Source organism: Streptomyces sp. NEAU-174 (assembly GCF_052665095.1).
Genome location: NZ_JBQTCE010000017.1, coordinates 145,690 through 161,402, shown reverse-complemented (window position 1 = coordinate 161,402; position 15,713 = coordinate 145,690). Strand labels below are relative to the sequence as shown.

General features: G+C 72.3%; 16 protein-coding genes. 5 read left to right on the top strand and 11 right to left on the bottom strand.

Features of this window, described 5'->3' with window-relative positions; all coding sequences use genetic code 11:
• The first annotated feature begins 81 nt into the window (after nucleotides 1-81).
• From ACT2CW_RS38850 to ACT2CW_RS38835, 4 genes are all read left to right on the top strand, one after another.
• Nucleotides 82-1,305 carry an aminotransferase class I/II-fold pyridoxal phosphate-dependent enzyme gene (locus ACT2CW_RS38850; RefSeq protein WP_445520047.1) on the top strand — a complete coding sequence of 408 codons (1,224 nt, stop codon included), beginning with the start codon at nucleotides 82-84 and terminating at the stop codon, nucleotides 1,303-1,305.
• 91 nt (nucleotides 1,306-1,396) lie between these two features.
• Entirely contained in the window at nucleotides 1,397-2,620 is a 1,224-nt protein-coding gene (locus ACT2CW_RS38845) for an MBL fold metallo-hydrolase (RefSeq protein WP_445520000.1), read from the top strand.
• A gap of 97 nt (nucleotides 2,621-2,717) precedes the next feature.
• Nucleotides 2,718-3,794: a right-handed parallel beta-helix repeat-containing protein gene (locus tag ACT2CW_RS38840; RefSeq protein ID WP_164432144.1), complete on the top strand. Its 1,077-nt coding sequence runs from the start codon at nucleotides 2,718-2,720 to the stop codon at nucleotides 3,792-3,794.
• An 11-nt stretch (nucleotides 3,795-3,805) separates the two neighbouring features.
• Nucleotides 3,806-4,876 (top strand): methyltransferase, encoded by a 1,071-nt coding sequence (locus tag ACT2CW_RS38835; RefSeq protein WP_445519999.1) that lies wholly within the window; start codon nucleotides 3,806-3,808, stop codon nucleotides 4,874-4,876.
• Between the two features lie 77 nt (nucleotides 4,877-4,953).
• Here ACT2CW_RS38835 and ACT2CW_RS38830 read toward each other — a convergent pair whose 3' ends face one another.
• The 9 genes from ACT2CW_RS38830 to ACT2CW_RS38790 all read right to left on the bottom strand — a co-directional run bounded on the left by ACT2CW_RS38830 (nucleotide 4,954) and on the right by ACT2CW_RS38790 (nucleotide 11,942).
• Nucleotides 4,954-5,676, bottom strand: coding sequence for a class F sortase (locus ACT2CW_RS38830; protein ID WP_182473649.1), 723 nt, complete (start codon nucleotides 5,674-5,676; stop codon nucleotides 4,954-4,956).
• Nucleotides 5,677-5,830: 154 nt separating this feature from the next.
• Nucleotides 5,831-6,391 (bottom strand): hypothetical protein, encoded by a 561-nt coding sequence (locus ACT2CW_RS38825; RefSeq protein WP_445519998.1) that lies wholly within the window; start codon nucleotides 6,389-6,391, stop codon nucleotides 5,831-5,833.
• Between the two features lie 322 nt (nucleotides 6,392-6,713).
• Nucleotides 6,714-7,043, bottom strand: coding sequence for a TcmI family type II polyketide cyclase (locus ACT2CW_RS38820; RefSeq protein ID WP_086881085.1), 330 nt, complete (start codon nucleotides 7,041-7,043; stop codon nucleotides 6,714-6,716).
• Nucleotides 7,044-7,045: 2 nt separating this feature from the next.
• A complete protein-coding gene (locus tag ACT2CW_RS38815) occupies nucleotides 7,046-7,510 on the bottom strand; it encodes an SRPBCC family protein (RefSeq protein WP_037962524.1) in 465 nt (154 codons plus the stop codon).
• Nucleotides 7,511-7,512: 2 nt separating this feature from the next.
• Nucleotides 7,513-7,770 carry an acyl carrier protein gene (locus tag ACT2CW_RS38810; protein WP_138916870.1) on the bottom strand — a complete coding sequence of 86 codons (258 nt, stop codon included), beginning with the start codon at nucleotides 7,768-7,770 and terminating at the stop codon, nucleotides 7,513-7,515.
• Nucleotides 7,770-9,020 (bottom strand): ketosynthase chain-length factor, encoded by a 1,251-nt coding sequence (locus ACT2CW_RS38805; RefSeq protein ID WP_445519997.1) that lies wholly within the window; start codon nucleotides 9,018-9,020, stop codon nucleotides 7,770-7,772. Before ACT2CW_RS38805 ends, ACT2CW_RS38810 begins: the two co-directional genes overlap by 1 nt.
• A complete protein-coding gene (locus tag ACT2CW_RS38800) occupies nucleotides 9,017-10,285 on the bottom strand; it encodes a beta-ketoacyl-[acyl-carrier-protein] synthase family protein (protein ID WP_138916868.1) in 1,269 nt (422 codons plus the stop codon). The genes ACT2CW_RS38805 and ACT2CW_RS38800 overlap by 4 nt, the downstream gene beginning before the upstream one ends.
• A complete protein-coding gene (locus ACT2CW_RS38795; RefSeq protein ID WP_138916867.1) occupies nucleotides 10,282-10,689 on the bottom strand; it encodes a cupin domain-containing protein in 408 nt (135 codons plus the stop codon). The genes ACT2CW_RS38800 and ACT2CW_RS38795 overlap by 4 nt, the downstream gene beginning before the upstream one ends.
• A gap of 74 nt (nucleotides 10,690-10,763) precedes the next feature.
• On the bottom strand, nucleotides 10,764-11,942 hold the full coding sequence (locus ACT2CW_RS38790; RefSeq protein ID WP_164432156.1) for a SchA/CurD-like domain-containing protein: 1,179 nt from the start codon (nucleotides 11,940-11,942) through the stop codon (nucleotides 10,764-10,766).
• Between the two features lie 165 nt (nucleotides 11,943-12,107).
• Here ACT2CW_RS38790 and ACT2CW_RS38785 point away from each other — a divergent pair, with 165 nt between their 5' ends.
• On the top strand, nucleotides 12,108-13,751 hold the full coding sequence (locus ACT2CW_RS38785) for an FAD-dependent oxidoreductase (protein ID WP_445519996.1): 1,644 nt from the start codon (nucleotides 12,108-12,110) through the stop codon (nucleotides 13,749-13,751).
• Between the two features lie 439 nt (nucleotides 13,752-14,190).
• Here ACT2CW_RS38785 and ACT2CW_RS38780 read toward each other — a convergent pair whose 3' ends face one another.
• Complete coding sequence (locus ACT2CW_RS38780; protein ID WP_445519995.1) at nucleotides 14,191-14,871, bottom strand: DedA family protein; 681 nt, start codon at nucleotides 14,869-14,871, stop codon at nucleotides 14,191-14,193.
• Nucleotides 14,871-15,653 (bottom strand): MBL fold metallo-hydrolase, encoded by a 783-nt coding sequence (locus tag ACT2CW_RS38775; RefSeq protein ID WP_445519994.1) that lies wholly within the window; start codon nucleotides 15,651-15,653, stop codon nucleotides 14,871-14,873. The genes ACT2CW_RS38780 and ACT2CW_RS38775 overlap by 1 nt, the downstream gene beginning before the upstream one ends.
• Nucleotides 15,654-15,713: the final 60 nt, after the last annotated feature.

Below are 15,713 nucleotides of genomic sequence, written 5' to 3'. Positions count from 1 at the left end.
CCGCGAAACGGGGCCGGAGATCTGCGAAGGTGGACATACGTGGGCGGTGACCCGCCGGACACGGGCGGAGGTGTGGACGGAATGCAGCGGCAGTGGACCGCCCCGGCACCGGCGGACCGGGACGACGGCGGACTGCCGGTCCTCCCGGAGCTGCTCGACAGCTTCGTCGCGGCGGCCGGCCACACCGCGCCGGAGCCGGTCGGCGGCTCGGCCGGGCTGCGCTCGGCGGCCTGCGGCTACTGGTCGCGGCGCGGGCTGTGGACCGACCCGGAGCATGTCGTGGTCGCCCCCGGCGCCGAGCCGCTGCTGCTGGCGCTGCTCGCCTCGGCCCCCGGCGGCGATGTGCTGCTGCCGCGCCCCTGCGCCGCCTGGTACGCGCCGCTGGTGCGGCTGGTGGACCGGCGCGCCCACCACGCGCCCGTCCCGGCCGAATGCGGTGGGCTGCCCGATCCGTTCGCGCTGCTGGAGATCGTCCGCAGGATCCGGGCCGAGGGCGGGGTGCCCCGGGTCCTGCTGCTGTCGGCGGCCGACGACCCGACCGGCACCGTGGCCCCGCCCGAGCTGCTGCACGAGGTGTGCGAGGCGGCCGTGGCCGAGGGGCTGCTGATCGTCAGCGACGAGACCTGGCGGGACACCGTCCACCATCCGCAGGGCACGGTGCTGCTCAGCCCCGCCGAGATGTCCCCCGAGAACGTGATCGTGCTCTCCGATCTGGCGGGCGCCTTCACCCCGGGGGGCTGGCCCGCCGCGATCGCCCGGTTCCCGGCCACCGAGCGCGGGGCGGAGCTGCGCGGCCGGGTGCTGTCCCTGCTCACCGCCGTACGCTCCGGGCTGCCCGCGCCCATCGCGGCGGCCGCCGCGTACGCCCTGGACGAGCCCGAGCCGGTACGGGACCGGATGGCCGCCGCCGCCCGGGCGCACGGGGCCGTGGCCGCGGCCGCCTACCGCGCGCTGACCGCCCTCGGGGCGCTGGCCCGCCCGCCGCAGGTCGGCCGGCACCTCTACGCCGATCTGGACGAGCTGCGCGGGGTGCTCGCCGCCCGTGGCATCACCGACTCGGTGGAGCTGGAGCGTGCGCTGGTGCGGCGGATCGGCCGGAGCGTGGCCGGGGGCCACCGCTTCGGCGACCCCCCGCACACCCTGCGGCTGCGGCTGGCGACTCTGCCGCTGCTCGGCGCGGCGGAGGAGTCGCGGCTCCGGGCGCTCCGGACGTCGGATCCGCTGGAACTGCCCCATGTGGCCACGGCGTTGGGCGCCTTCGAGGCGGCCTTCCGCGACCTGATCGAAAGCAGTCCAGTGACCTGAGCCGCCCCGGACCCCGGCCATGGACCTCCATGGCCCGTCGGCACCGAGGGGCCGGCCCGGGAACGGCCCAGATACGGAAGGGAGCCAGGCCATGACCGACCACGCCGAGCAGGCGGAACCGGCGGAGCCGACGGAACCGGCCGGGCGGCGCCGCGCCCGGCCCGGCGCCGCCGCCCGGCCCCGGCTGGCCCCGGCCGGCCCCGAGCCGGGCGCTCCCGAGCCGGGTGCCCTCGAACCGGGCGCCCCCGAGCGAGCCGCCCTCGAGCCGACCGGCCCCGAGCCGGGCGGTGCCCAGCCGGGCGTCCCCGAACCGCCCGGCGCCGAACCGGCCGCCCCCGAGCCCGGCGCCCCGCGTCCGCCGGGTGAGATCCGCAGGTGGCCGCCGTCGTTCGCCGACCGGCTCACCTCCCCGCTGCCGGGGGTGCGGGCGCTGGCCCGGCTGGCCCGGGAGGGACGGCTCAGACCGCCCGTGGAGTCGCTCCGCCAGATCCCCGAGCTGCCCTTCGAACCGGGGCCGCTGCCGCTCACCGGCCCCGGCCGGACCGCGCTCACCTGGGCCGGGCACGCCAGTTGGGTGGTGCGGACCGGAGGGCTCACCGTGCTCACCGACCCGGTGTGGGCCCGCAGGATCCTGGGCACTCCGGCCCGGGTCACTCCGGTCGGGGTCCGCTGGGAGGACCTGCCGCCCGTGGACGCGGTCGTCATCAGCCACAACCACTACGACCACCTGGACGCGCCCACGGTCAAACGGCTGCCGAAGGCGACGCCGGTCTTCGTGCCCGCGGGGCTCGCCCGCTGGTTCCGGGTGCGCGGATTCACCCGGGTGACCGAGCTGGACTGGTGGGAGGCGGCCGAACTGCCCGGCGAGGACGGCCCGGTCCGCTTCGACTTCGTCCCGTCCCACCACTGGAGCAAGCGCACCCTCACCGACACCTGCCGCTCACTGTGGGGCGGCTGGGTCATCACCGCGCCCGACGGACAGCGGGTGTACTTCGCCGGGGACACCGGCTACGGCCACTGGTTCCGGCAGATCGGCCGCCGCTACCCGGGCATCGATATCGCGCTGCTGCCCATCGGCGCGTACGAGCCGCGCTGGATGCTGGCCGGGGTGCACACCGATCCGGAGGAGGCCGTACAGGCGCATCTGGACCTGGGGGCACGGGTGCTGGCGCCCATGCACTGGTCCACCTTCCTGCTCGCGGCCGAGCCGCCCCTGGAGCCGCTGCGCCGGATCCGCGCGGCCTGGGAGGCCACCGGGCGGCCGCGCGAGGAGCTGTGGGATCTGCCGGTCGGGGCATCCCGCGTGCTCGAATAGGCCGGACCGCAAGGCAGCCAAGTGGGCTAATCCGGGGCATAAGTGACGAGTGGAACATAAGTGGCGAGTGGTGCGGAGCGCACCTAACTTCCTTTTCATGCGCACACCTAAACTTCGCCACCTGGCCGGCCTCACGGCCGTCCTCGTCATCGAACTCGCCCAGCTCCCCGGAGCCCACGCCGCCCCCGTCGACCAGGCCGCGACCCGCCATGTGGTCCAGCCCGGCCAGTCCATCCAGGCCGCCGTGGACGCCGCCGAGCCCGGCGACACCATCGAGATCCGGCCCGGCACCTACCGGGAGAACATCCAGATCACCACCGACCGGCTGACCCTGGTCGGCGCGGGCGAGTCCACCGTGCTCTCCCCGGCCGAGAAGCCGTCGGCCAACGCCTGCGGCGAGGCCGGTCACGGCATCTGCGTCACCGGGACGGCCGAAGACCCCGTCTCGGATGTCCGCATCGCCTCACTGAAGGTCACCGGCTTCGCCAAGAACGGCATCTGGGGCTCCGGCACCGACCGGATGACCGTACGGAACACCACCACCGAGGCCAACGGCCAGCAGGGCATGGGCCAGGAGATGTCCACCCGCGGCACCTTCGTCGACAACGTCTCCCGCGACAACAAGCAGTCCGGCGTCTTCCTGGCCAACACCATCGACGCCGAGGGCGGCGCCACCGACGCCCTGGGCACCCTGGTGGCCGGGAACCGGCTCAGCGGCAACCGGACCGGTGTCGTGGTCCGCCGGCTGCGCGACCTCTCGGTCGAGGGGAACACCATCACCGCCAACTGCGCCGGGGTGTTCATCGTCGGCGACGAGTCGACCCCGCGCGCCGGGGACCTGAACGTCCGCCACAACTCCGTCTACGAGAACAACGCCTACTGTGCGGCCACCGACCGGCTCCCCTTCATCCAGGGCGCCGGCATCGTGCTCACCGGCGCCGAGGGCGCCCGGGTGACGGGCAACCAGGTGAACGACAACGTCGGCACCTCGCCCATGTCCGGCGGAATCGTGCTCTACACCAGCGTCGTCGGCGCCCCCAACGCCAAGAACGCCATCAGCCGGAACGTGATGAGCGGCAACAAGCCCGCCGACCTCGCCGACCGGGACAAGGGCCCCGACAACACCTTCACCGACAACGTCTGTGAGCTGTCCGCGCCCACGGGCCGGTGCTGAGAGGCGGCGAGATGACCACTGTGGACACCACCAGAGCCGACGGGGCACAGCCCCCGCCGGCCGCGCTCCCGCCGCCCATGCGGCTGCGCGAAATCGTCTTCGGCGCCGCCCGGGCGGCCTCGGTGCGCGCCGCGGTCCGGCTGCGGATCGCCGACGCGCTGGGCGACCGGCCCGCCTCCATCGGCGAGCTGGCCTCCGCCGTGGACGTCGAACCCGACCCGCTGCGCCGACTGCTGCGCTCCCTGGCCTGCTGTCAGATCTTCGCCGAGACCGAGGACGGCCGCTTCCGGCACACCGAGATGTCCCGGCTGCTGCGCGAGGACACCCCGGGCAGCCTGCGCAACATCGCCCTGTGGTGCACCGAGCCCTGGACCTGGGAGGCGTGGCCGCTGCTGGACCGGGCGGTGCGCACCGGCGGCTGTGTCGTCAACGAGATCTACGGCAAGGACTTCTTCGCCTATCTCCATGAGGACGCGCCCGAGTCGGCCCGGGTGTTCGACGCCGCGATGACCACCTCCAGCCGGCAGTCCGCCACCGACGTGGCCGCCTTCCTCGACCTCGACGGGGTCAAGGAAGTGGTGGACATCGGCGGCGGCCAGGGGCATGTGCTGGCCAGCCTGCTGGAGAGGCACCCGGCGCTGCACGGCGCGCTGCTGGACCTGCCGCAGGTGGTGGCGCACGCCGATCCGCGGCTGCGGGACGGCGGGGCGCTGGCCTCGCGGGCCACGCTCGTGCCCGGCGACTGCCGCCGCGAGGTCCCCGTCGAGGCCGACCTCTACATCATCAAGAACATCCTCGAATGGAACGACGAGAGCACCCGCCGGACGCTCGCCAACGTGGTCGCGGCGGCGCGGCCCGGCGCCAGGGTGGTCGTGATCGAGAACCTCGTCGACAACAGCCTGTCCTCCTTCACCACGGCGATGGACCTGTTCCTGCTGCTCAATGTGGGCGGCCGGAAGCACACCGAGGAGAGCATGGTGGCGCGGATGACCGAGGCCGGTCTGAACGTGACCGACATCCGGCCCGTCAACGGCGCCCTCCACGCCTTCGACTCCACGGTGCCCACCAAGGCCCGCCGCTAGCACCGATATGCGGCTCCGCCGCATGGCAGGGCTCCGCCCCTGGACCCCAGGTCCAGGGGCGGAGCCTTGTGGGTGCGTCAGCTGTACCGGTACGAGGAGAGGTGCGCGAACACCACCACATTGGCCGTGTAGTCCTTGGCCGTGTGGTCATAGGCCCCGCCGCAGGTGATCAGCCGCAGCTGGGCGTTGGGGGTGTCCCCGTAGACCTGCTTGTCCGGGAAGGCGTTCTTCTTGAACGTCTTGACCTTGTCGACCACGAAGGTCGCCACGATCCCGTCCTCGCGGGTGATGGCCACCTTGCTCTTCGGCTTGAGCTGGCCGAGGGTGTAGAACACCGCCGGGCCGATCTTGGTGTCCACATGCCCGGCCACGATGGCGTTGCCGCGCTCACCGGGCGAGGGGCCGCCCTCGTACCAGCCCACCAAGTTCTGGTCGGTGTCCGGGGGCGGGACCAGCACGCCCGCGGCGTCCAGCGACAGCGGGGTGAAGGGCGCGCTCACGCCGATCGAGGGGATGTCCAGATGGGAGGCGGGGGAGCGCGGCAGTGCCGGTCCTGGACGGGACTCGGGGGCGGTCGTCGACTCCGGGGAATCCGCGTACGCGTCCTCGTTGGAGGTGTCGCTCTCCGGTTCGGAGATGGACGCGGGGGCGCTCGCCGCGGGCCGGGCCGACGGGGTGTTCTGGGAGGCGGCGTCCACGGAGTTGTAGATGAGGAATACGCCGATGATGGCCGACGCGGCGGCCCAGCGGAGAATGCGGGTGTTGCCATCGGCAGCGCCCTGCTTGGCCGGCTTTCCCATAGGGGTGTTCGCCTTTCTTACAGCGCCTTGTCTCATGGCGCCTCAACTCGAGGCGCCTTTCTCACGGCCGCTTTTCTCACAGCGCTCGTGGAACTGCCGTGGCACCACCGCTCGGCGGAGGTGCCACGGCAGCACTGAATGCGAAGAGTCAGGCTCAGATCGCGGTGCCGGTCGGCTTGCGGCGACGCAGGGCGTAGGCGCCGGCGCCGAGGCCACCGAGGAGCAGGACCGAGCCGGCGGCCATGCCACTGCCCGTGGTGGCCATGCCGCCACCACCGGTGTGGACGCCACCGCGCGGCTTCTCGCCCTTCTCGTGGTCCTTCCAGGAGCCACCGGACCAGTCGTGGTCGTCCTTCTTGCCGGACCACTCGTGGTCGTCCTTCTTACCGGACCACTCGTGCTCGTCCTTGCTGGGGTCTTCCTTGCCGTGGGACCAGTCGTGCTCCTCCTTGCCGCGGCCGGACCAGTCGTGCTCGTCCTTGCCCGGGTCCTCCTTGCCGTGCTCCTCTTCCTTGCTGGGGTCTTCTTCCTTGTCCTTGTCCTTCCAGGAGCTGCCGCCCTGGCCGTAGCCGTCCTCGGAGGACTCCTGGCTGCTCGAGTACCCGCCGTGACCGCCCGGGTCCGAGACGTCGGCGGCGAACGCGGCGGCGGGGGCGCCAAGGGTCAGGGTGGCGGCAATCGCCGCCCCGGTGAAGAGTGCGCGAGTAGATCGCATGAGCCATTCCTTCCGGCGCCGTCGCGATACTGACTATTTGCCAGATAAAGGGATCGCAGCGGCGTCTTGTCCACCGTCAGCGAAGAGGGCTTCCCCTGCCACTCGGCACGGCCTGCGATCTGCTTGGTTGTAAGCCCTCTGGGTGGAGATAAGCGCAATGATCACTCATTTGCCGCGCGAATGAGCTGATGCCCTTTCACCTTTTCGGCAGACATCATTCCGATGAGCCCAGTAGTGTGAGATTTTCTCCGAATGACGGCATACGAAAAGGGCCGCCGGGAGACGAACTCCGTCGGCGGCCCCGTGCGGCGCGATGCGTGCGCTAGCCCTGGTCCCGGTCCCAGCGGTAGAACTCATGGGCCATGGCGTCCTTGGGCTCGCGCCAGGTCTCCGGGTCGTACGCCTGCATATACGGCTGGAGGCGCGCGCTGACGTCACGGAACTCCGGGTGCTTGGAGTACTTGGTGACCTCCGTGGCCGGCGGCCGCTCCGCCTCGATCAAATGCAGATACACATCGCCGAACTGGAAGAGGCTGCGGCCGGTGACGCCGATCAACTTGGGCAGTTCGCCGCGGTCGGAGTCCGCGAAGATCTTGGCGACCTGCGGTGCCGCGTCGCGCTGCATCTTGGCGACGATCATGGTGCGGTACATGGTCATGCGCCCACCGTCTCCCTGGCCCGCTGCTCGATCTTGTCCCGGATCAGATCCATCTGGATACGGGAGTTGCGGTTGATGTGGTCCGTCATCGTGGGGTCGTCGACCGGCGCGTCGGGCCGCATCTCGAAGTCCTGGGTCCAGCGCATGCGGGTGCCCTCGGACTCCTCCTCGTACTCCCAGCGGATGTTCATGTAGGCGAAGGGGCCGGGCTCCACGCGGCGCGCCCAGACCGTGCGCACATCGCGGGCCGTCTCCCGCTCGGAGACCCAGGACCAGACCTTGCCGTCCTCGTCGGGGTGCATGGTCAGACGGAAGGTGGTGGTGTCCCCGGTCCGCTGGAGCACCTCGACCGAGGCGTACTCGCTGAACAGCTGCGGCCAGTTCTCCAGGTCGTTGGTCATGTTCCAGACGAGGTCGAACGGCGCCTTGATCATGACCTCGTTGTCGGTGTGGCCTGCCATCTTCATGCTCCTGAGGTAAGTGAGGTGTTGATGACGTCGAGGAAGTCACCGGGGGTCTTGCAGCTCTCGGCCCCCGGTTCGATCGGGGTGCCGTACCGGTTCTCCAGCTCGCCGACGATGGCGAGCAGACCGAGCGAGTCCAGGCCGTACTCCTCGAAGGTGGAGTCCGGCCGGGTCCGCATCATGTCCGGGTCGACGGTGAGTCCGGCGCACCGCTTCATCAGCGTGGCCAGTTCGCCATAGGACAGTTGACTGGACATCAGTAATCTCCTTCTGGTCCGCGGAGCACGAGCGCCGCGTTGCAACCCATGAGTCCTCGGCTGAGCACCAGCGCCGTCCGCGGCTCGGCGGGGCGGGAGCTGCGGGTGACGAGGTCGAGGTCATGGCAGACGTCGGTGACGTACGGGGTCGGGGGCACCACGCGGTGCTCCATGGCGAGCAGCGCGGCCGCCACGTCCAGCGTGGGAGCCGCGCAGTGCACCCGGCCGAAGCCGGTCTTCGGCGCGGTCACCGGGACCCGGGTGCCATGCGGCCCGAGGGCGTCGGCGATCGCCAGCGCCTCGGCGCGGTCCGCCTCGGGCACCCCGAGCGCGTCGGCGAAGACCACGTCGATCTCCTCCGGCGCGCACTCCGCGTCCTCCAGGGCCACGCGGATGGCCTGGGCGAGCCCCTCCCGGGACCGCTCCCACCGGGACGGCCCGGTGAAGGTCGAGCCGTAGCCGGCGATGAAGCCCCGGATCCGCACCCCGCGGCGCCGTGCGGCCCCCTCCTCCTCCACGACCAGCATCGCCCCGCCCTCCCCGGGCGCGAATCCGCAGGCGTCCTCGGTGAACGGCAGATAGGCCCGGCCGGCGTCGCGGGCCCGGCTGAGCTCGTCCCACCCGAGCATGCAGACGATGGAGTACGGCGCCAGCGACGCGTCGGAGGCGCCCGCCACCACCGCGTCCGCCCCCCGCCGGATGGACCGGCGGGCGTGCGCCAGCGCGTCCAGACCGCCGGCCTCGTCGTTCGCCACCACCCCGCAGGGGCCCTTGAACCCGCCGCGGATGGAGATCTGGCCGGTGCTGGCCGCGTAGAACCAGGCGATGGACTGGTACGGGCCCACATAGCGCGGCCCTTTGCCGTACAGCTGCTGGAGCTCGCGCTGGCCGAACTCACCGCCCCCGGAACCGGCGGCGGTCACCACGCCCACGGCGAACGGCGACATGTCGTCCACCGGGAGCTTGGCGTCGTCCAGCGCGAGGTCGGCCGAGGCCATCGCGAAGTGGGTGAAGCGGTCGGTCTGGACGAGGAACCGCTCCTCGATCATCGAGCCCGGATCGAAGCCGCGGACCTGGCCGCCGATCCGCACCGGGAAGTGCTCACTGCCCTCGCGGGAGATCCGGTCCAGGGAGGTGATCCCCTCCCGGGTGGCCTTCCAGAAGGCGTCGGTGCCCACTCCGCCCGGGGCGATCACACCGAGGCCGGTGACGGCCGCGCCCCGGTTCCGGGTGTTCTTCGCCGATGTCATGCCGCACTCCCGTCCGCCCGGCTCAGCACCACCGCGGACTGGAAGCCGCCGAACCCGCTGCCGACCGACAGCACATGGCGCAGCGGGAGGGCGCGGGCGGTGCGCGGGACATAGTCGAGGTCGCATTCGGGGTCGGGGGTCTCGTAGTTGGCCGTCGGCGGCACCACGCCATGGGCGAGGGCCATGGCGCAGGCGACCACCTCGATGGCGCCGATCGCCCCCAGGGAATGGCCCACCATGGACTTGATCGAGCTCATCGGGGTCTTGTACGCGTGCTCGCCGAGGGACCGCTTCACGGCCGCCGTCTCATGCCGGTCGTTCTGCTTGGTGCCCGAGCCGTGCGCGTTGACGTAGTCGACCTCGGAGCTGTTGACGCGGGCGTGGCCGAGTGCGTGGTCGATCGCCTCGGACATCTCCAGACCCTCACGGGTCAGACCGGTCATGTGGTAGGCGTTGCCATAGGTGGCGAACCCCCGGAACTCGCAGTAGACCCGCGCCCCCCGGGCCCGGGCGTGCTCCAGCTCCTCCAGGACCAGCACGGCGGCGCCCTCGCCGAGGACGAAGCCGTCCCGGTGGGCGTCGAACGGCCGGGACGCGGTGGCCGCGTTGTCGTTGTTCGCCGAGGTGGCCTTGATCGAGTCGAAGCAGGACACGGTCAGCGGGGTGATCGGCGAGTCCGCGGCCCCGGCGATGCACACATCGGCCCGTCGCTCCTCGATCGCCTGGAAGGCGTAGCCGATCGCGTCCAGACCGGAGGTGCAGCCGGTGGAGACGGACTGCACCGGGCCCTGCGCCCCGGTCAGCTCCGCCACCCCGGAGGACAGCGCGCTCGGCGAGAACGCGTGCTGAAGGTGCGGACCCGCCTTGCGGTGGTCCACGGCCCAGTGCTCACCGGCGTCGCTCACCTTGACGTAGTCCTGCTCCAGCCGGGTGGACGCGGCGACGGCGCTGCCCAGCGAAACCCCTATCCGCCAGGGGTTGAGCGCCTGGAGGTCGAGACCGGAGTCCCGTACCGCCTCCTGGGCCGCCACCAGCGCGAACTGCACATAGCGGTCGGAGCGTTCGATCTGCTCGAAGCTCAGACCGTGGGCCAGCGGGTCGAAGTCGCATTCGGCGGCGATCCGGGAGCGGAACCGCTCCGCGTCGAAGAGCGTGATGTTCCGGGTGGCCGTACGGCCCGCGGTGAGCATGTCCCAGAACGCCGGGACGCCCACACCCCCGGGGGCGACGACACCGAGCCCGGTGACCACCACCCGTCGGGTCACGACGTCGCCTCGGCGGGTTCGGCGGCCTCCGTGTCCACATGACCGAGCTCGGGGCGCGGAGCCAGGGGCCCGAGGTGGAAGACCATCCGGGCCTCGGTGCTCCCCACGTTGCGGAACCGGTGCCGCATGTTGATGGGGATCAGGATCGCCTGGTCGGGGTGGAGCGGATGCGGCTCGCCGTCCAGGTCGACCTCCATGTCGCCGCTGACGACGTACACGAACTCCTCGGAGTACGGGTGGTAGTGCTCGGCGACCCGTTCACCGGGCCCCACGATGGCCATCCCCATGAAGCCGCTCGTGGCGCCCACCAGAGGCGGTGTGAGCATGGCGCGCACATCGCCACCGCGCCGGCGGTTGGGGGCGACCGCGGCGAGGTCGACGACGAGAGGGGACTGCGTGGTCATGATGAGTTCCTCCAGGTAGCGTTGCGCGGTCCGCGCCACGGGGGGTGGGAAGGTGCGAAGGGGGAGAGACGTCGTCAGTGGTCGGCCGACTTGCGGTCGGTGACCGGGGTCATGTCGCAGTCGGCGAGGAAGCGGCGCTGCCCGTCGTCCATGGACAGGTCGATCACCGCACCGTCCGCCCCGAGGTCCAGCAGGCGGCCCAGCACGGCGGCGGCCCGCCGGCCGCTCACACCGGCCGCCATGGCGGGGTTCCGGTCCAGCGGCACGGCCAGGTCCACCAGCCGCACCACGATGTCGTCACGCTGGAAGATCGTGCTGCTCAGCAGGGTCTTGGCGGTCTGCTCGGCGGCCATCTCCTTGTTCACCGCGAGCTCGTCCTGCCGGGCCAGCAGACTGGCCACCGCCGGGCCGCAGCCGGTCTTGACCGGGTAGAGCAGGGCGTGCCGGTGGACGCCCTGGGTGGGGCGCGGCCCGCCGGCCGTCATGTGGTGGACCACCGGCAGCGAGGCGCGGGCGAAGAACTCCCGTGCCGAGCTGGGGTCGTCGAGGTTGCGGTCCTCCTCCAGATACGGATTGAGGGCCTCCTCGGCGGCCCTGATCTCCGGCTGCCGGGCCACGAAGCGCAGCGCCGCGGTCAGATCGCCCTTGACCTCCACGGCCCGCACCACCCGGTTGCCGCTCATGAACACCGAGGTGCGGGAGAGCCGGGTGGTCTCGTCGACCCGGGCCTGGGGCGAGGCGTAATCGGCGAGGATCTTGGCGACGGCGTCCTCGCTGCCGGGCTGCACGGTGAAGGTGAGCGCCTGCCGGACCAGCCCGTCGCCGACCCGCAGCGCGGCGTCGACGCCCCGGGTGGTGACGTCGACCGGCGCGGACCCGGCGGTCAGGGTCTCCCGCAGGATGCTGAACCGCAGCGAGCGGGTGTCCTCGACACAGCCGTGGAAGGGCTTGACCATCTCCCGGTGCGCGGGGGAGTCCACCCAGGCGAGGAACGGAGGGGCGCTTTCCCATTCGCTGGTGATCAGCCACTGCGAGGGGTTCTCGATCGACTGGCACAGCTGGTCGCTGATGTGCCCGGGCACCGCGGCCACCTGCTGGGACAGCTGATCGTAGGCACGCAGAAAGCGCTGCTCGGCACCGCTGTTGACCTGCACCAGCAACACGACGCGCAATCTGGTGTCGGTGAGAGCGGATTCCACGGTCGTCGGCGACTGGTTCACCGTGGTCTCCGGGACGTCGGACAGGGTGCTCATATTCCACTCCTTGTTTCGCGGACGCGTCCTTCCGGGCATCGAGGACACCCGCCCGTTAGACGATCGTGGAGTGCTCCCACCAATGGCGCGAGATATGTGAGCCATCCGAGCGAACGCCTGGTCAGCGCCCCGGAGCGGCCCGGAAACACCGGGCATAGCAGCACAATGAACCGTCTTGCCGACAATGCTGAGCGTGTGCCCGTCCTCATCGCGGGCGGCTCCCTGGTGGGCCTGTCCGCCTCACTGTTCCTGGGCCGACTGGGGATCGGTCATCTACTGGTCGAGAAACACCCGCGCACCTCGCACCACCCGCGCGGACGGGGGAACAACATCCGGACGATGGAACTGTTCCGCACCGCCGGGGTGGAGTCCGCGATCCGCGAGGCCGCGTCCGTCCTGGCCGACAACCACGGAATCCTCCAGACCCCGTCCCTCACCGGTACGGAGGGCCACTGGCTCTTCCGGGAGATGGACCCGGGTGGCAAGGCCGCCCGGATCAGCCCTGCCGGATGGTGTCTGTGCAGCCAGAACGACCTGGAGCCGGTACTGCTGAACGCGGCCCAGGAGCTCGGTGGCGATCTGCGGTTCTCCACCGAGCTGATCTCCTTCGAGCAGGACGCGGACGGGGTCACCGCCACCCTCCTGGACCGCAGGTCCGAGCGGCGCTCCACGGTCCGCGCCGACTACCTCATCGCCGCCGACGGACCCCGCAGCCCGGTCCGCGAGGCCCTTGGCATCGGGCAGAGCGGACGCGGTGAGCTGTTCCACAACGTGTCCATCACCTTCCGCGCCAAGCGGCTCGCGGACGCGGTCGGGGACCGCCACTTCATCGCCTGCTACCTCACCAACCCCGAGGCCGACGGGGCGCTGCTGCCCGTGGACAACCAGGAGAGCTGGGTCTTCCACGCCCCCTGGCACCCCGAGCGCGGCGAACCGCTGGAGGCGTTCGACGACGAGCGCTGCGCCCAGCACATCCGTACCGCCGTCGGCATGCCCGACCTGGAGGTCGAGATCACCGGAAAGGCGCCCTGGCACGCGGCCGAGCGGGTGGCGGACCACTACTCCGACGGCCGGGTCTTCCTCGCCGGGGACTCCGCCCACGAGATGTCGCCCACCGGCGCCTTCGGCTCCAACACCGGTATCCAGGACGCCCACAACCTGGCGTGGAAGCTCGCCGCCGTCATGGGCGGCTGGGCGGGCCCCGCGCTGCTGGAGACCTACGGCATGGAGCGGCGGCCGGTCGCCCAGGCCACCAGCGCCCGCGCGGCCGCCCGTTCGGCCGAGCACAGCCACCCCGGCTACTCGGCACCGGCCACCGAGGACCGGGGCCCGCAGTCCAATGTCATGGCCGTCGCCATGGGCTACCGCTACGTACGGGGCGCGGTCGCGGGCGCCGACCCCTCCGCGCCCGCGGTGCCCGACCACTTCACGGTCTCGGCCGAGCCCGGCAGCCGCGCACCCCATATGTGGGTGCACCGCTGCGGGGTGCGGCTGTCCACCCTCGATCTGTACGAGCGCACCTGTGTGCTGCTCACCGGGCCGGGCGGCGCCGCCTGGCACGAGGCGGGCCGCCGCGTCGCCGACGCCCTCGGCGTACCGCTGGACTGCTACCGGGTGGGCGAAGGACCGGACCACGAACTCGCCCCCGAACCGGGCACGGACTGGGCCGAACTCCACGGCACCGCCCCCGACGGCGCGGTCCTGGTCCGCCCCGACGGCTTCGTCGCCTGGCGGGCGGAGCGCTCGGTCCCCGACCCGGAGGCCGCGATGACGCGTGCGCTGCGAGAGGTTCTGCGGCTGGCCCCCTGACGCCCCACGCCGGGCGCCACTTCCCCGGCCGCCCCCGGACCTCCAGCGGACCGTGCTGCCTACGGCGGGCCTTTCCCCTCCCCGCCCCTTCCCGATACCAGGGGCTCCGCCCCAGACCCCGAAACTGGGGCGCTGCCCCCGGCCCCGAACCGGGGCGCTGCCTCAGACCTCGGGCCGGAGGTCCGGCCCCGGTCCCGGGCCGGGGCCCCGGAGCGGGGGTCCGCCCCTCCCCGCGGCATGGGTATGCGGCTCCGCCGCGTGGCGGGGCTCCGTCCCGGACCTCGGGGTCTGGGGCGAAGCCCCGGTCCGGGGTCCAGGGGCGGAGCCCCTGGTATCGGGAAGGGGCGGGGAGGGGAAAGCTCTCCCGGGCGGGCCGGTACGGCAGGGACGCTGCCGGAGCGGGCCGGGCCGTTCGGGCCCGGTCCGGGGTGGCGGGGCGTCAGCCCGCAGCCTCGCTCCGGGCGTCCTCCGCCGTACGGCGGCGTACGCGGCGCCACACCGCGGGCGTCGTGCTGATCACGACCGTCAAAACGACGGCCGCCGCCACGCCCTCCCACGGCTCGGGGAAGAGCGAGCCGCCCAGGATCCCGATCAGCTGATACGTCACCGCCCAGGCCAGCGCCGCGGGCCCGGCGCCCCGGGCGAACCTCCGCAGCGGCCAGCGCGCCAGCAGGCAGGCCAGCATCACCGGTATCCGCCCCGCCGGGACCAGCCGGGACAGCACCAGAACCGCCACCCCGTGCTCGTCCAGCCGCGCCTGCGCCTGGTCCAGCCGCTCCGGCGCCGCGTGGTCGTGGATCCGCTCCAGCCACCGCGAGCCGTTCTTCGAGCGCACCCCGCGCCGCCCGAGCCAGTACAGCATCACATCGCCGGAGAAGGCCGCCAGCGAGGCCACCCCGAAGACCACCAGCAGCGACAGCGGGGGAGCGGTCTGGTGGATGGCCACCACCGCCGCCGATGAGACCACCGCCCCGGTGGGCACCACCGGCACCAGCGACCCGAACACCACCAGCAGGAACAGCGAGGGGTACCCCACCGCCTGCTGCGTCGACTCGGACGGCACGCTCCGCGCCAGATCCGCCAGATCCGCCAGATCCGCCAGGTCCGCCAGATCCCCCATCACCTGGCGGGCTCCAGCCGCACGCTCTCCCCGTGCACCAGCCGGTGCACCACCGCGTCGGGGGCGAGCTGCCCGGCGTGGCGTACGAAGTCGTCGCCCGGGGCGTGGAATTCATGCGGACGGATCGCGTCCATCCCGATCGGCCAGTACGTCCCGTAGTGCACCGGGACCGCGCAGCGCGCCCCCAGCCGCGCCAGCGCCTGCGCCGCGCGGCCCGCGTCGAGATGGCCGGGGCCGAGGTACGGGCCCCAGCCGCCCACCGGAAGCAGCGCCACATCGCAGGCGCCCACCGCCTCCGCCATCCCGTCGAACAGCCCGGTGTCGCCCGCGAAGTACGTGGTCGACTCGCCGCTCAGCACGTACCCCAGCGCGGGCACCCGGCTCGGCCCGTACGGCAGCCGCCGCCCGTCGTGCGCGGCCGGTACCGCCCGGATCCGCACCTCGCCGACCGCGCACACGTCCCCCGGCGCCATCTCCGTCACCCGCAGCCCCCGCGCCGCGACCACCCGCCGCAGCCCGGGCACCGCCCGCCCGGCCCCGCGCGGCACCAGCAGCCGGGTGCCGGGCGGCAGCTTGGCCAGCGAGCCGAGGTGCAGATGGTCGGCGTGCAGATGCGAGACCAGCGCCACGTCAGCCACCGCGGCGGCGGCCGGTGGCACGGCTCCCCGGCGGCGCCGCAGATGGGCCAGCCGCCGTACGAAGAGGGGGTCGGTCAGCACCCGCACACCGGAGTCCCGCACGGTCGCGGTGGCATGCCCCCACCAGGTGATCTCCACCGACATCTCCCGCCTCCTCCCTCGGGCCGTCCCGCCCCGATCCTCTCACCCCGCCGGGTGGTGCAT

Coding starts and splice junctions, on each gene's coding strand:
- ACT2CW_RS38840 (WP_164432144.1), top strand. CDS start 2,718: ATGCGCACACCTAAACTTCGCCACCTGGCCGGCCTCACGGCCGTCCTC.
- ACT2CW_RS38775 (WP_445519994.1), bottom strand. CDS start 15,653: ATGTCGGTGGAGATCACCTGGTGGGGGCATGCCACCGCGACCGTGCGG.
- ACT2CW_RS38780 (WP_445519995.1), bottom strand. CDS start 14,871: ATGGGGGATCTGGCGGACCTGGCGGATCTGGCGGATCTGGCGGATCTG.
- ACT2CW_RS38785 (WP_445519996.1), top strand. CDS start 12,108: ATGAACCGTCTTGCCGACAATGCTGAGCGTGTGCCCGTCCTCATCGCG.
- ACT2CW_RS38850 (WP_445520047.1), top strand. CDS start 82: ATGCAGCGGCAGTGGACCGCCCCGGCACCGGCGGACCGGGACGACGGC.
- ACT2CW_RS38815 (WP_037962524.1), bottom strand. CDS start 7,510: ATGGCAGGCCACACCGACAACGAGGTCATGATCAAGGCGCCGTTCGAC.
- ACT2CW_RS38790 (WP_164432156.1), bottom strand. CDS start 11,942: ATGAGCACCCTGTCCGACGTCCCGGAGACCACGGTGAACCAGTCGCCG.
- ACT2CW_RS38835 (WP_445519999.1), top strand. CDS start 3,806: ATGACCACTGTGGACACCACCAGAGCCGACGGGGCACAGCCCCCGCCG.
- ACT2CW_RS38795 (WP_138916867.1), bottom strand. CDS start 10,689: ATGACCACGCAGTCCCCTCTCGTCGTCGACCTCGCCGCGGTCGCCCCC.
- ACT2CW_RS38825 (WP_445519998.1), bottom strand. CDS start 6,391: ATGCGATCTACTCGCGCACTCTTCACCGGGGCGGCGATTGCCGCCACC.
- ACT2CW_RS38810 (WP_138916870.1), bottom strand. CDS start 7,770: ATGTCCAGTCAACTGTCCTATGGCGAACTGGCCACGCTGATGAAGCGG.
- ACT2CW_RS38830 (WP_182473649.1), bottom strand. CDS start 5,676: ATGGGAAAGCCGGCCAAGCAGGGCGCTGCCGATGGCAACACCCGCATT.
- ACT2CW_RS38820 (WP_086881085.1), bottom strand. CDS start 7,043: ATGTACCGCACCATGATCGTCGCCAAGATGCAGCGCGACGCGGCACCG.
- ACT2CW_RS38845 (WP_445520000.1), top strand. CDS start 1,397: ATGACCGACCACGCCGAGCAGGCGGAACCGGCGGAGCCGACGGAACCG.
- ACT2CW_RS38805 (WP_445519997.1), bottom strand. CDS start 9,020: ATGACATCGGCGAAGAACACCCGGAACCGGGGCGCGGCCGTCACCGGC.